At 58.2% G+C, this 13,625-nt stretch carries 13 protein-coding genes; 9 read left to right on the top strand and 4 right to left on the bottom strand.

Annotated features, from left to right (window positions below; translation table 11 throughout):
- Window position 1 precedes the first annotated feature (1 nt).
- From lsrC to lsrG, 5 genes are read left to right on the top strand one after another with little or no spacing between them, the layout of a single operon-like run.
- Window positions 2-1,033 (top strand): autoinducer 2 ABC transporter permease LsrC, encoded by a 1,032-nt coding sequence (lsrC, locus tag MX657_RS19265; RefSeq protein ID WP_080328265.1) that lies wholly within the window; start codon window positions 2-4, stop codon window positions 1,031-1,033.
- Window positions 1,034-2,011, top strand: coding sequence for an autoinducer 2 ABC transporter permease LsrD (lsrD, locus tag MX657_RS19260; RefSeq protein ID WP_346806467.1), 978 nt, complete (start codon window positions 1,034-1,036; stop codon window positions 2,009-2,011). It abuts the gene before it with no gap.
- Between the two features lies 1 nt (window position 2,012).
- Window positions 2,013-3,014: an autoinducer 2 ABC transporter substrate-binding protein LsrB gene (gene lsrB, locus MX657_RS19255; protein ID WP_218727570.1), complete on the top strand. Its 1,002-nt coding sequence runs from the start codon at window positions 2,013-2,015 to the stop codon at window positions 3,012-3,014.
- Window positions 3,015-3,026: 12 nt separating this feature from the next.
- Window positions 3,027-3,914, top strand: a complete 888-nt coding sequence (lsrF, locus tag MX657_RS19250) for a 3-hydroxy-5-phosphonooxypentane-2,4-dione thiolase (protein ID WP_346806465.1) — start codon at window positions 3,027-3,029, stop codon at window positions 3,912-3,914.
- Entirely contained in the window at window positions 3,911-4,204 is a 294-nt protein-coding gene (lsrG, locus tag MX657_RS19245; RefSeq protein WP_013098845.1) for a (4S)-4-hydroxy-5-phosphonooxypentane-2,3-dione isomerase, read from the top strand. Before lsrF ends, lsrG begins: the two co-directional genes overlap by 4 nt.
- 92 nt (window positions 4,205-4,296) lie before the next feature.
- Here lsrG and MX657_RS19240 read toward each other — a convergent pair whose 3' ends face one another.
- Window positions 4,297-4,986: a B3/B4 domain-containing protein gene (locus tag MX657_RS19240; protein ID WP_346806463.1), complete on the bottom strand. Its 690-nt coding sequence runs from the start codon at window positions 4,984-4,986 to the stop codon at window positions 4,297-4,299.
- Between the two features lie 42 nt (window positions 4,987-5,028).
- Between MX657_RS19240 and MX657_RS19235 the strand changes: the two genes are divergently transcribed.
- A complete protein-coding gene (locus MX657_RS19235) occupies window positions 5,029-5,631 on the top strand; it encodes a helix-turn-helix domain-containing protein (RefSeq protein ID WP_346806462.1) in 603 nt (200 codons plus the stop codon).
- Window positions 5,632-5,669: 38 nt separating this feature from the next.
- On the opposite strand, the gene ygjG is transcribed toward MX657_RS19235, so the two are convergent.
- Entirely contained in the window at window positions 5,670-7,049 is a 1,380-nt protein-coding gene (ygjG, locus tag MX657_RS19230; RefSeq protein WP_167553797.1) for a putrescine aminotransferase, read from the bottom strand.
- Between the two features lie 435 nt (window positions 7,050-7,484).
- On the opposite strand from ygjG, the gene MX657_RS19225 reads away from it, so the two are divergent.
- Together MX657_RS19225 and MX657_RS19220 are read left to right on the top strand one after the other, a co-directional pair.
- Window positions 7,485-9,005, top strand: a complete 1,521-nt coding sequence (locus MX657_RS19225; protein ID WP_346806459.1) for a methyl-accepting chemotaxis protein — start codon at window positions 7,485-7,487, stop codon at window positions 9,003-9,005.
- A 336-nt stretch (window positions 9,006-9,341) separates the two neighbouring features.
- A complete protein-coding gene (locus MX657_RS19220) occupies window positions 9,342-10,901 on the top strand; it encodes a methyl-accepting chemotaxis protein (RefSeq protein ID WP_119916437.1) in 1,560 nt (519 codons plus the stop codon).
- Here the strand turns inward: MX657_RS19220 and MX657_RS19215 are convergent.
- On the bottom strand, window positions 10,898-11,392 hold the full coding sequence (locus MX657_RS19215) for a PadR family transcriptional regulator (protein ID WP_111964918.1): 495 nt from the start codon (window positions 11,390-11,392) through the stop codon (window positions 10,898-10,900). The two genes, MX657_RS19220 and MX657_RS19215, sit on opposite strands and share 4 nt — an antisense overlap.
- Window positions 11,393-11,538: 146 nt before the next feature.
- Between MX657_RS19215 and MX657_RS19210 the strand changes: the two genes are divergently transcribed.
- A complete protein-coding gene (locus tag MX657_RS19210) occupies window positions 11,539-12,303 on the top strand; it encodes a siderophore-interacting protein (protein ID WP_080328253.1) in 765 nt (254 codons plus the stop codon).
- Here MX657_RS19210 and MX657_RS19205 read toward each other — a convergent pair whose 3' ends face one another.
- Window positions 12,304-13,473 (bottom strand): DNA repair protein, encoded by a 1,170-nt coding sequence (locus tag MX657_RS19205; protein WP_333016938.1) that lies wholly within the window; start codon window positions 13,471-13,473, stop codon window positions 12,304-12,306.
- Between the last annotated feature and the right edge of the window lie 152 nt (window positions 13,474-13,625).

Raw genomic sequence — 13,625 nt, 5'->3', positions numbered from 1 at the left:
CATGAAGACCTTGCTGAAAAACCGCGAGCTGAGCGCGTTTCTCGCCATTCTGGCGCTGTTCGCCGTGCTGGTGGCGCTGAACCCGTCCTACCTGAGTTTACAGACGCTGGGGATGATCTTCGCCAGCGCGCAGATCCTGATCCTGCTGGCCATCGGCGCGGCGCTGGTGATGCTGACCCGCAATATCGACGTGTCCGTCGGCTCCATCGTCGGGCTGTCCGCTATCGCTGTCGGCGTGGCGCTTAATAGCGGCTACAGCCTGCCGGTTTCCATTCTCTTCGCGCTGTCGACTGGGGCGCTGGCCGGGGCGTTTAACGGGTTTCTGGTGGTGGCGCTGCGCATTCCGGCTATAGTCGCCACCCTCGGCACGCTGGGGCTGTACCGCGGGGCGATGCTGCTCTGGACGGGCGGAAAGTGGATTGAGGGGCTGCCGCCGGGGCTGAAATCCCTCTCTGAGCCTGCTGCCGTCGGGATATCGCCGCTCGGCATGCTGGTATTAATTATCGCCGTCGTTGGCGCATGGACGCTGTCGCGCACCGCGTTCGGGCGGGATTTCTACGCGGTGGGGGATAACCTCGCCGCCGCGCGCCAGCTGGGCGTGGCGGTGAACCGCACCCGCATGATTGCCTTTACCCTGAACGGCATGCTGGCAGCCTGCGCCGGGATTGTCTTTGCCGCGCAGATAGGCTTTGTGCCCAACCAGACCGGCAGCGGGCTGGAGATGAAGGCCATCGCCGCCTGCGTGCTCGGCGGTATTTCGCTGCTGGGCGGCACCGGCACGCTGATTGGTGCTCTGCTGGGGGCGTTCTTCCTGACCCAAATCGACACCGTGCTGGTGCTGTTCAGGCTTCCGGCGTGGTGGAACGACTTTATCGCCGGGCTGGTGCTGCTGGGTGTGCTGGTGCTCGACGGGCGCCTGCGCCAGGCGCTGGCACGCCATCAGCGGGCGCTGAAGTATGGCCGCTTCCAGCCGGGCAACAGAGGGGGAAAGCACGTCACCCCGTTTCCCAAACGCAAAAAAGAGGTGGCGTAAATGAAACTTAACTGGGAAAGCGCGCTGCTGATTTTACTGGTGCTGGAGATCCTGCTCTTTGGCGCCATCAACCCGCGCATGCTCGACGTCAACATGCTGCTGTTCAGCACCAGCGACTTCATCTGCATCGGCATTGTGGCGCTGCCGCTGACGCTGGTCATCATCAGCGGCGGGATCGACATCTCCCTCGGCTCGACAATTGGCCTGTGCGCCATCGCGCTGGGGGTGATGATGCAGGCAGGGTGGCCGATGGCGGTTGACATCCCTCTGACGCTGCTGCTCGGCCTGCTGTGCGGATTATTTAATGCCGCGCTTATTCACTATACCGGCATTAGCCCGCTGGTGATCACCCTCGGCACGCTCTACCTCTACGGCGGCGGCGCGCTGCTGCTCTCCGGCATGGCGGGGGCGACGGGCTATGAGGGCATCGGTGGCTTCCCGGACAGCTTCACGGCGTTCGCTAACCTCACGGTGTTGGGCCTGCCGATCCCGCTGGTTTTGTTCGCGGTGATTACGTTTTTCTTTTGGCTGATTACCCACCGCGGGCGCTTTGGCCGTCATCTGTTTTTAATCGGCCAGAACCCGCGCGCGGCGCGCTATGCGGCGCTGTCGGTGAACGGCATGCCCTACGCGCTGTACGGGCTGGTGGGTGTGGCCTCGGCGATTGCCGCGCTGGTGATGGTCTCTTATTTCGGCTCCGCGCGTTCGGATCTGGGGCGCGATTTACTGATGCCCGCGCTCACCGCCGCCGTGCTCGGCGGGGCCAATATCTACGGCGGGTCAGGCTCGGTTGTTGGTACGGCGCTGGCGGCGCTGCTGGTGGGCTACCTGCAGCAGGGTTTACAGATGGTCGGCATCCCTAACCAGGTGTCGAGCGCGCTGTCAGGGGCGCTGCTGGTTGTGGTGGTGATGGGACGTTCGCTAAGTCTGCACCGCGAATGGGTGCGATCTCTCTTTAGAAAACTATCCGGAGCGTAAGATGAAAACAAAACTGCTCGTCCTGACAATGGCCCTCAGCTTCGCCTCGGCGCAGGCGGCGGACCGCATTGCCTTTATCCCGAAGCTGGTAGGCGTGGGCTTTTTCACCAGCGGCGGCAACGGCGCGAAAGAGGCGGGGAAAGATCTCGGCGTGGATGTGACCTACGACGGCCCGACCGAGCCGAGCGTCTCCGGCCAGGTGCAGCTCATCAATAACTTCGTTAACCAGGGCTATAACGCCATTATCGTCTCCGCCGTGTCGCCGGACGGCCTCTGCCCGGCGCTGAAGCGCGCGATGCAGCGAGGCGTCAAGGTTCTGACCTGGGACTCCGACACCAAACCGGAGTGCCGTAGCATCTACATCAACCAGGGAACGCCGGAGCAGCTCGGCGGCCTGCTGGTGGAGATGGCGGGCAAACAGGTCACCAAACCGAACGCTAAAGTGGCGTTCTTCTACTCCAGCCCGACCGTCACCGACCAGAACCAGTGGGTGAAAGAGGCGAAAGCCAAAATCGAGAAAGATCACCCTCAGTGGCAGATCGTCACCACCCAGTTTGGCTATAACGACGCCACCAAATCCCTGCAAACCGCCGAAGGGATCTTAAAAGCGTATCCGGATCTGGATGCGATCATCGCGCCGGACGCCAACGCGCTGCCTGCCGCGGCGCAGGCGGCGGAAAACCTGAAGCGGGAAGGGGTGGCGATTGTCGGCTTCAGCACGCCGAACGTGATGCGCCCGTACGTTGAGCGCGGCACGGTGAAAGCCTTCGGCCTGTGGGACGTGGTGCAACAGGGCAAAATTGCGGTCAATGTCGCCGATCGCCTGCTGAAAAAAGGCGATCTTAACGTCGGCGACAGCGTGGACGTCAAAGATATCGGCGCGCTGAAAGTCGAGCCGAACAGCGTGCAGGGCTACCAGTACGAGGCGAAGGGCAACGGCATCGTGCTGCTGCCGGAGCGCGTGGTGTTCACCAAAGAGAACATCAGCAAATACGATTTCTGACGGGGGGAGCAAATGGCTGATTTAGACGACATCAAAGACGGCAAAGATTTTGGCATCGGTACGCCGCAGGTTAACGCGCCGTACACCCTGAAGGGCTGCGGCTCGCTGGACTGGGGCATGCAGTCCAGGCTTTCGCGCATCTTCAACCCGCAGAGCAACCGCACGGTGATGCTGGCCTTTGACCACGGCTACTTTCAGGGGCCGACCACCGGCCTTGAGCGTATCGACCTCTCCATCGCGCCGCTGTTTGGTGAAACCGACGTACTGATGTGTACCCGCGGCATCCTCAGGAGCCAGGTGCCAGCTGCGACAAACAAACCGGTGGTGCTGCGCGCCTCCGGCGGTAACTCGATTCTGGGGGAGCTGTCGAACGAATGTGTGGCGGTGGCGATGGAGGATGCCCTGCGCCTGAACGTCTGCGCGGTGGCGGCGCAGGTGTACATAGGCAGCGAGTTTGAGCATCAGTCGATCAACAACATCATCAAGCTGGTGGACGCAGGGGCTCGCTACGGCATGCCGACGCTGGCGGTGACGGGCGTCGGCAAGGAGATGGCTCGCGACGCGCGCTACTTCTCGCTCGCCAGCCGCATCGCCGCTGAAATGGGGGCGCAGTTCGTCAAAACCTACTACGTGGACGAGGGATTTGAAAAAGTGACCGCCAGCTGCCCGGTGCCGATAGTGATCGCCGGGGGCAAAAAGCTGCCGGAGCACGAGGCGCTGGATATGTGCTGGCGCGCGATCGACCAGGGTGCATCCGGCGTGGACATGGGGCGCAATATCTTCCAGTCCAGTGCGCCGCTCGCCATGCTAAAGGCGGTGAAGAAAGTGGTTCATGAGAACTGGAACGCCCGCGATGCGTTCCAGTTCTGGCAGGAAGAGAAACAGGGAGAAGCAAAATGAACGTGACGCTGGTGGAGATCAACATCAAGCCCGAGCGGGTGGACGAGTTTCTGGAGGTGTTCCGCGCCAACCACGAGGGGGCGATTCAGGAGCCGGGAAACCTGCGCTTTGACGTATTGCAGGATCCGCGTGTGAAAACGCGGTTCTTTATCTACGAGGCCTATAAGGACGAAGAGGCGGTGCTGGCGCATAAGAAAACGCCGCACTACCTGGCGTGTGTGGATAAGCTCGAAGAGCTGATGTCAGAGCCGCGTAAGAAACGCAGTTTTGTGGGGCTGTTGCCGGAGTAGCGGCCATGCCGGGTGGCGCTAATGCTTATCCGGCCTACCGCACCATCCCGCACCCCATAGGCCCGGTAAGCGTTAGCGCCACCGGGCGTTGTTCAGGCCAGCTCCATCAGTTGAATCTGAGCCGTGGCACCCGGCATCAGCCGCTGCAGGTTATTAACTAACTCCTCTCCTGCTTCTTCCAGCGCCGCAAGCGGCATCGACGGCAGACTTTCAAGAATAAACCACATAGATTGCGCCTGGCTGTCCAGACGAGTACGCACCCCTTGTCGCCAGTTCCAGCGGCGGCAGGTGACGCCGAGATCGTCGCGCCAGATAACCTCGCCCGGTTCCGGATGTTCTATCACCGGCTGTCCCTCTTTATAGGTATCAAACGGCTCGCTGCCGTCGGCCAGCGTCAGGCGCGGTGCACCCGAGTACGCCGCGAGATTTTCCCCACCCACCGGAATGGCGTAGCGAATACTCACCGCGTTATAGATATCCACGACCGGATCCAGCGATGGCAGCGAACCGTCTTTCTGTACCCGCTTGCGCAGGGCCGCGGCGGAACAGGGCGTGCGTTTTGGTTTCGCGCCGAAGGCTTTAAACACCTCATCCCAGTCTGAAAGGTGTGCAGCAGCCCATGGCACATCATCATTAAGCATCTGCTGGCAGGCCTGCGCCAGCGCGGCAGTTGCCACCTCCGGGTGGGTAATCGGCGCAGCTTCAACCAGAATGCTCAGCGCCCGAAAGCCTGGGGCAATCCCGGCAAGACGCGAATCTATTGACGGCGTAACGAGAGACATAAATAATCCTGTATTGACTGTTTTATACCATGGTAGTGACCAATGACTGATAAAGTCAATATAATGACTGATTCGGGTGCCGATGTTGCCCAGGTAAGCCTGGCCGTGGCGAACCGCATCCGCAACTGGCGGAAAGAGAAAAAGCTGTCGCTGGACGAGCTGTCCCGCCGGGCCAGCGTCAGCAAAGGGATGCTGGTGGAGATCGAAAAGGGCGCAGCCAACCCCAGCATCGCTATTTTGTGCAAGCTGGCCGCCGCGCTCGGCATCTCCGTGGCGGATATCGTTAACGTCTCCAGCGAGCCGCAGGTGCACGTTATTGAAGAAGCCGCGATTCCGGTACTGTGGCAGGGCGCGCAGGGCGGTTACGCCAGGCTGCTGGCGGGCACCGCGGGCCCGGATATGATTGAGTTATGGCAGTGGGAGATGCTGCCGGGGGAACGCTTTACCTCTCCGGGGCACCCGGCGGGAACCTTTGAGCTACTGCACGTGATCGAAGGTGTTTTATCGCTAACGATGGACGAGACGGTGACGCAGGTTAACCAGGGCGCATCGGCGGTGGCGAAAACCGAAGCGGCGCACGGCTACGCCAATGAAGGCGACACCGTGCTTCGTTTCACCATGACGGTGGCGGAGTTTCACCGATAAAAAGTAGGCCGGGTAAGCGTAGCGCCACCCGGCGTTGTTTATGCCTCTTCCACGCTCACCCGCAGCGCGGCCAGCGCCTTGCGCGCCGCCTTCAGCACCAGCTCGCACTGCTCAATGGTCAGCGTCAGCGGCGGCTCAATGCGGATGGTTTTCGAGTTGTTGAGCGTGCCGGCCACCAGCACCCGCTGGCGGAACATCTCGCTCGCGAAGCTGTAGCCGATTTCGTTGTCGACAAACTCGATTGCCATCAGCATCCCTTTGCCGCGCGCCTCCTGCACCAGATCCGGGTACTCACGGCCAAGCTGGCGGAAACCGTCCAGCAGCATGTCGCCTTTCTGCTCCGCCTGCGCAGGCAGGTTTTGCTCCAGCAGCACGTTGATGGTGGCCAGCGCCGCCGCACAGGCCAGCGGGTTGCCGCCAAAGGTGGTGGTGTGCAGGAACGGGTTGTCGAACAGCACCGAGAACACCTCCTCGGTGGCAACCGTCGCGCCAATCGGCATCACGCCGCCGCCGAGGGCCTTCGCCAGACACAAAATGTCCGGCTGAACGTTCTCGTGCTCGCAGGCAAACATCTTGCCGGTTCGCCCCATCCCGGTCTGCACTTCGTCGAGGATCAGCAGCGCGCCAAACTCATCGCATAACTGACGCACGGCGGGCAGATAGCCTTGTGGAGGGAGGATCACACCACCTTCGCCCTGAATCGGCTCCAGGATCACCGCCGCCACGTCATCGCCGGTTTTACGGCATTCGCTCAGCACGGTGCGCATGGCGTTGATGTCGCCAAACGGCACGTGGCGGAAGCCCGGCAGCAGCGGCATAAACGGTTTGCGGAAGGTGGATTTAGCCGTAGCCGACAGTGCGCCCAGGGATTTCCCGTGGAACGCGCCACTGGTAGCGATAAAGGTGAATTTCCCGCGCGGCGACTGGTACGCTTTGGCGAGTTTAATCGCCGCCTCGACCGACTCGGTGCCGCTGTTGCTAAAGAAGCTGTACTTCAGTTTGCCGGGCGTTAAGGCCGCCAGCGTTTTCGCGAGCATGGCGCGAAGCGGGTCGAGCAGTTCCTGGCTATGGAGAGGTTGTTTCGCAAGTTGATTCTGTACGGCGGAAACCACTACTGGATTACGGTGCCCCACGTTGAAGATACCAAAACCACCCAGGCAATCTATAAACTCCTGTCCCTGGGTGTCGACAAGCGTGTTCAGACTTCCCGCTTGCCACTCTACGGCTCCGTAATCCCCGCCGGCGGTAACAGATTTGCGATACTCCAGAAAACCAGGATTCACATGCTCTTTAAAGTAATCGATGACCTCTCGGTTAAGTTGTTTCATCTCCTCATGGTCGAGCGTTCGCTTCTCAATGAGATTCAGTGCGTGCGCGGTACAGGCAAGAGCCGAGGCGCTGGAAGGTAACCTGTTCAAAATATGCTCCCGGGGATCGCGTATCACATGATACTGAGTTAAGTATTGCAGGGATTACGCCACTTCAGATGACTTAACGAAAATCGGGATAAACGCCAGGTTAAAATTATGTTGCGCAATATTTAATCATGCCGGAGCAACCGAAACGGGATTTAGCGGTACAGAGCAAGGGGCGCTGGAAAGGGGGATACGACTCAATTGCACTACCGGAGTGCATAGCCTGCTACTTAAGTGGGCATTAACAGGTCATGCTTTGTAGGTAATTTCTTATCGAAAGTATTTGAAATCAATAGATTATAAAATCTCACAAAAAGTGCGGTTTAAGTGAAATCTGCGATCTCCATCAAGTTTAACAACTAAAGATAAATTGTTTACCGCCGAAAAAACAATAAACCACAAAATTAACATTCGAATAACCTGCAAGGAATGCCCGTCATGTCTTCTCCTTCCTATGTCACCCAGAATAACTATCCTCTGGACGATGACACCACCTTAATGTCGACCACAGACATCCACAGCTATATGACCCATGCAAACGACACCTTTGTGCAGGTGAGCGGCTATCAGCTTGATGAGATGATGGGGCAGCCGCACAATCTGGTGCGCCATCCCGATATGCCGAAAGCGGCGTTTGCCGATATGTGGTACACCCTGCAGCAGGGTGAGCCGTGGAGCGGGATTGTCAAAAACCGACGTAAAAATGGCGATCATTACTGGGTGCGTGCGAATGCGGTGCCGATGGTGCGGAACGGGCAGGTGACGGGGTATATGTCGATCCGCACCCGGGCCAAAGAGGAAGAGATTGCCGCCGTAGAGCCGCTCTACCGGGCGCTGAATAACGGGAGCTGTAAAAAGCGTATCCACAAAGGACTGGTGGTGCGAAAAGGGTGGCTGGGTAAGCTTCCGGCCATGCCGCTGCGCTGGCGCGTACGCAGTGTGATGGCGGCGCTTTTTGCCGTGCTTGCCGCTACCCTGGTGTCCACCTCCGCAGGCTGGTTGCCGCTCGCAGCCGCCGCAGTGGTGATGCTGCTGGGAACGTTGCTGTTTGAGCAGCAAATTGTCCGCCCGATCGAAAACGTCGCTCGCCAGGCGTTGAAGGTAGCGACCGGCGAGCGCAACAGCGTGCAGCATCTGAACCGCAGCGACGAGCTGGGGCTGACGCTGCGTGCGGTAGGGCAGCTGGGGCTGATGTGCCGCTGGCTCATCAATGACGTCTCAAGTCAGGTGATGAGCGTCCGTGACGGCAGCGACAGGCTGGCGCAGGGAAATGAAGCGCTGAACGATCGTACGCGGCAGACCGTGGCGAACGTGCAGCAGACCGTCGCAACGATGAACCAGATGGCCGCCTCCGTTCAGAGCAACTCTGAAACCGCCGCCGAAGTGGACAAACTCTCAGTGGCCGCGAGCAGCGCGGCGACGAAAGGCGGCAACGCGATGCAGACCGTGGTGAAAACGATGGATGATATCGCCGACAGCACGCAGCGCATTGGTTCGATTACCTCTCTGATTAACGACATCGCTTTCCAGACCAATATCCTGGCGCTGAATGCGGCGGTGGAGGCCGCAAGGGCCGGCGAGCAGGGGAAAGGTTTTGCCGTGGTCGCAGGTGAAGTTCGCCACCTTGCCAGCCGCAGCGCGAATGCGGCGAACGATATCCGCAAGCTGATTGATGCCAGCGCCAGCAAGGTGCAGTCCGGCTCCGAGCAGGTGCATGCCGCAGGCCGCACGATGGATGATATTGTCGAGCAGGTGAAAAATGTGACGCAGCTCATCGCGCAGATCAGCCACTCGACGTCCGAACAGGCGACCGGGTTGTCAGAGTTAACCCGCGCGGTGGCGGAACTCGACAGCATTACGCAGAAAAATGCCGATCTGGTCGAGGAGAGCGCCCACATTTCTGCCATGGTGAAACACCGCGCCGGACGGCTTAAGGATGCGGTGACGGTTCTCCACTGAGTCAGTAATGTTCCAGAAAGCCGTTTATTTCGCAGGGAATAAACGGCTTTATTCTTTTGTGATTGTAATTATTAATGTATTTTGTTGTTAATTTTATATTAAATAACTAAAAAAATTTCCTCAGTTATTTGTTCCTGCCTAAGTCAATTTCCCGCGATGCAATTTTGCAAAACCCTGATCTGGTGGTCTGGTAACGATCAATGGAGCCATATCAATAGCCCCTGCCTATCCATTGTGATGGTTATGAAATAAAAAAACGATCAAAGTCATAAAGTTAGCGGATTCGTTACCGATAACAGCGATCGTCTGAGAAATAATCACATCGATGGAGAAAATATGTTCTTACATGACGTAAAGATCGGCACGAAATTATTTCTGGCGTTTGGGTTCTTTATTGTCCTGATGGTGGTCAGCGCCAGTTTGTCCTTGCTGAGTCTGAACCGGGCGAACAACGGGATGCAATCCATCATTACCCATGATTATCCCACCACGGTAAAAGCGAACCAGTTAATCGATAACTTCCAGGAATTTATTAGCACTCAGCAGCTCATGTTGCTGGATGAACAGGGAACGTACACAGCGCAGTCGCAGCAGCATCTTAAAGCGATCAGCGAGCATATTACGGTGATCCTGGGTGAACTGAACAGTGCGCTGCAGGATCCAAAATCACAGCAGGTTCTTGCCGAGATCCACGACGTCCGTCAGCAGTATCTGGACTCACGCTATCGTATTTTGCAGGCGGTGCAGAATAACGATCGTGCGGGCGCGATCCAGGAGATGATGACCAACACTCTTTCCGTGCAGCAGGCCTATAAAGCCAAAGTGCAGGAGCTGATTGCGATTCAGAACCAGGAGATGCAGAGTGCCGGGGCGCTGGTGGAAGGCGATTTCAAATCTAACCGGCTGATGCTGATCCTGATCACCCTCTTTAGCGTCGCGGCTGGCAGCCTGATTGGCTGGTTTATCGTGCGCGCTATCACTCGTCCGCTCGGCGAGGCGGTGAATTTTGCCAATGCCATTTCAGAGGGCGACCTGACGGGCAGCATCACGCCGCATGGCAAAGACGAAACGGGCCTGTTGCTGCACGCACTGATGGAGATGAAAAACCGCCTGCTGGACATTGTGCAGCAGGTGCAAACCGGCTCGGAGAATATCTCCAGCGCGGCCGCGCAGATTGTCGCCGGAAACCAGGATCTCGCCGCGCGCACGGAAGAGCAGGCAAGTTCCGTTGAACAGACCGCCGCCTCGATGGAGCAAATTACCGCGACGGTGAAAAACACGGCCTCGCACACCGGGGAAGCGACCAACCTCTCGGCCGATGCCGCCACGGTGGTCAAAAACAACGGGGAGATGATGAAGCAGGTCACCAGCAAAATGCGCCTGATTAATGAGACGTCGAACCGGATGTCCGACATTATCGACCTGATCGACGCCATTGCCTTCCAGACCAACATTCTGGCGCTGAACGCGGCGGTGGAAGCGGCGCGTGCGGGCGAACACGGCCGCGGCTTTGCGGTCGTGGCGGGGGAAGTGCGCCAGCTTGCCCAGAAGAGCGCGTCGTCTGCCAGTGAAATCCGCGAGCTGATTGAGAGTTCCACCAGTCAGACCCAGGACGGGATGAATCTGGTCGAAAAAGCGAGTGCGTTGATCAACGGCATGGTCGGCAACGTGGAGGAGATGGACGTGATCCTGCGCGAGATCCGCCAGGCCAGCCACGAGCAGACGGAAGGGATCTCGCAGATCAACAGCGCAATTGGCCTGATTGATGCCACCACTCAGCAGAACTCTGCGCTGGTGGAGGAGTCCGTCGCGGCGGCGGCATCGCTTAACGAGCAGGCGATGCACCTGAAAGAGCTGGTACGCGTCTTCCGCGTGAGTGAGCACGCGCCGGTTTAATCCAGCTGGGAGATCTCCAGCGCCGCGCGGTCGATTACGCCGATAATCTGCTTGAGCTGCGCGTCGCTGAGTTCTCCCTGATTCACCTTCAGGTCTAATACCGCTTTAAAGTTATCCAATGCCCGCTTCATCTGCGGGTTTTTGCGCAGCTGAAAGCCGACGCTGCGCGCTTTAATACGTACCTGGATCTGTTCCAGCTGTTCCCGATTTTCGTCCAGCCAGCGTTGTCCTTCAGCGGTAATTGCAATCTTCTTACGACCGTTTTCTTCTTCCGTGATGGTGATAAAGGTCTGATCCTGAAGATAATCCAGGGTCGGGTAGATCACGCCGGGGCTCGGCGTGTAGTTCCCCTGGGTAAGATTCTCGATCTCTTTGATCAGCTCATATCCGTGGCTCGCATTGCGGGTCAGGATATCCAGAATCACCAGCCGCAGATCGCCGTGGCCGAAAAAGCGCGGTCGGCGTCCGCCGCCTTCGTGTTCGTGTCGCATAGTATGCCCTTTAATTGATATATCTAAACTATATCTAAGATATATTCAGATGTAATCTAAAATATCTTGCATTTTTACTGATTAGTAATCATTATCATTTAAAAATCAATTTAGATATATCGTAATCACCAGAGAAGAGGCTAAAAATGGCATCTACCCGTTACCCACAGCGCGTGCGTAATGACCTGCGTTTTCGCGAGCTGACGGTGCTCCGCGTTGAGCGCATCAGCGCAGGCTTCCAGCGCATTGTTTTAGGCGGCGAGGCGCTGGAGGGCTTTTGCACTCGCGGTTTCGACGACCACACCAAAGTCTTTTTCCCGGCACCAGGCGCCACGTTTGTCCCGCCGGTAGTCACCGATGAAGGTATCGACTGGGGCGACGGCGTGCGTCCGCAGGCGCGCGACTATACGCCGCTGTACGATGAGGCAAATCATGAGCTTGCGCTCGATTTCTTCGTTCATGACGGCGGCATTGCCAGCAGTTGGGCGGTCGAGGCGAAGGTGGGCGACAGGCTGACCATCGGCGGACCGCGCGGTTCGCTGGTGGTGCCGGAGGATTACGCCTGGCAGCTGTACGTGTGCGATGAATCTGGCATGCCCGCGCTGCGTCGACGATTAGAGGGCATTGCAAAACTGCCGGTGCACCCGGAAGTTCATGCGGTGGTGACCGTAGGTGACGAATCTTATAAGGACTATCTGGCGCACCTGAGTGATTTCAACATCACCTGGGTGGTGGGCCACAGCGAGCAGGCGGTGGCTGCCCGTCTGGCGGCGCTGACCGTTCCAGCGGAGGATTACTTTATCTGGCTGACCGGGGAAGGGAAGGTGGTAAAAAGCCTGAGCCGCCAGTTTGAAACCGACGCGATTGACCAGCAGCTGGTGCGTGCCAGCGCATACTGGCACGCTAAATAATCAGGCTGCGGAATCGAGCTGCGCTTCGCTGACCTGATGTTCGAGCGAGGCGCATACCTCTTTCAGCGCTTTCTCCTGCTGGGCAAAGTACGCTTCCATATTGCTCAGCGACGAGACCAGCAGCCAGGACTCTTCTTTTTCCAGCTCCGCCAGCTCGTTCACCAGAGTGTCGATTTGCTCGCGTACTTGCGCCATTTTTTTGCGGATACGCTCCAGATCGTTCAGCCTGTCGCTCGCCATCAGCGGCTCGAAGCCCTGCTGCAGACGGGCCACCAGTGAGCGAATGGCTTTCACATCGCCGCGCTGCTTTGCCTGGTTGAGCTGCACCATCATGCTGTTGGCTTCTTCTTTCAGATCGTCTGCCACCAGATCCGGGTGGCAGAGCTTGCTCGCCTGTCGCCAGAGACGCTTCAGCTCGTTCTGATCCTCTTCCGAGAGATTCTTGCCTTTGCGCAATCGCACTTCGGCATCGTGATGTTGCTCGCGGTACTTCTCGTACTCTTCGTTGGCCTCGTCACGCGCCTGACGGGCGGGCTCCTCTTCGCGCGTCAAACCACTTTCCAGCTCCAGCGCCTCGGCCAGCAGGTTGGCGATCAGATTGCTTTGCTGCTCCAGGTGCTTGCGCGCCTCCGCGGCCTGTACGGAGTCCGCAGGGAGATCGCGCCAGCGCTGAGTGAGCGTTGCCAGCACCTCTACGGCCTGCGCCATATAGCGCTGGCAGCGACGATAGTCCTCCTCGCGACGACGTGCCTCCGCCTGCTGTCGACGCAGGTTCAGCTCCGCCAGCGTTTTACGCAGGGCGAGGATCTGCTGCATCAGCGGCCCGAGGCGGGAGAAATAGAGATCGTTAAACTCATCAAGCTGCTGCACGCGCGCGTTGCGGCGGTCAATCAGATCGCGCAGACGCTCTTCCAGCGCCCTGAGCTCAAGCTTGCTGGCGGCTACCTGTGGGTCACGCCACTGGGTTACGGCGCGCTGGCCCTGAAGCCAGGCGGTTATAGCCGCCATCGCCGCGGTGTAGTTCTTTTGTTCAAGCGACACGACGATTGCCTGTAGCTCATCGTCAAACGCTTCATTTTTCAGGCGTGTCAGCTGGCTCTGGATGATGTCGTCATCTTCCAGTTCAATGGCATTTTTAATGATTTCTAGCCGTTTGATCGGTGTGCTCATGATGCCTTTCGCTTTGGCGCTTAAGTATTTGAGTTAAGGGTAGTTGTTGTAAAAGCTACAGGAAATAATACACACGGATGATGATCGGCGCGATGGGGGATTTCTTTAGTTTTGCAGTTTGTGAAGTCGTGCGGAGGGTGATGGTCTTCGCA

Origin of the sequence: Enterobacter chuandaensis (genome assembly GCF_039718975.1) — a bacterium.
Classification (GTDB): Bacteria; Pseudomonadota; Gammaproteobacteria; order Enterobacterales; family Enterobacteriaceae; genus Enterobacter; species Enterobacter chuandaensis.
The sequence above is the reverse complement of the archived record's forward strand: the minus strand, read 5'-3'. Positions and strand labels throughout refer to the sequence as shown.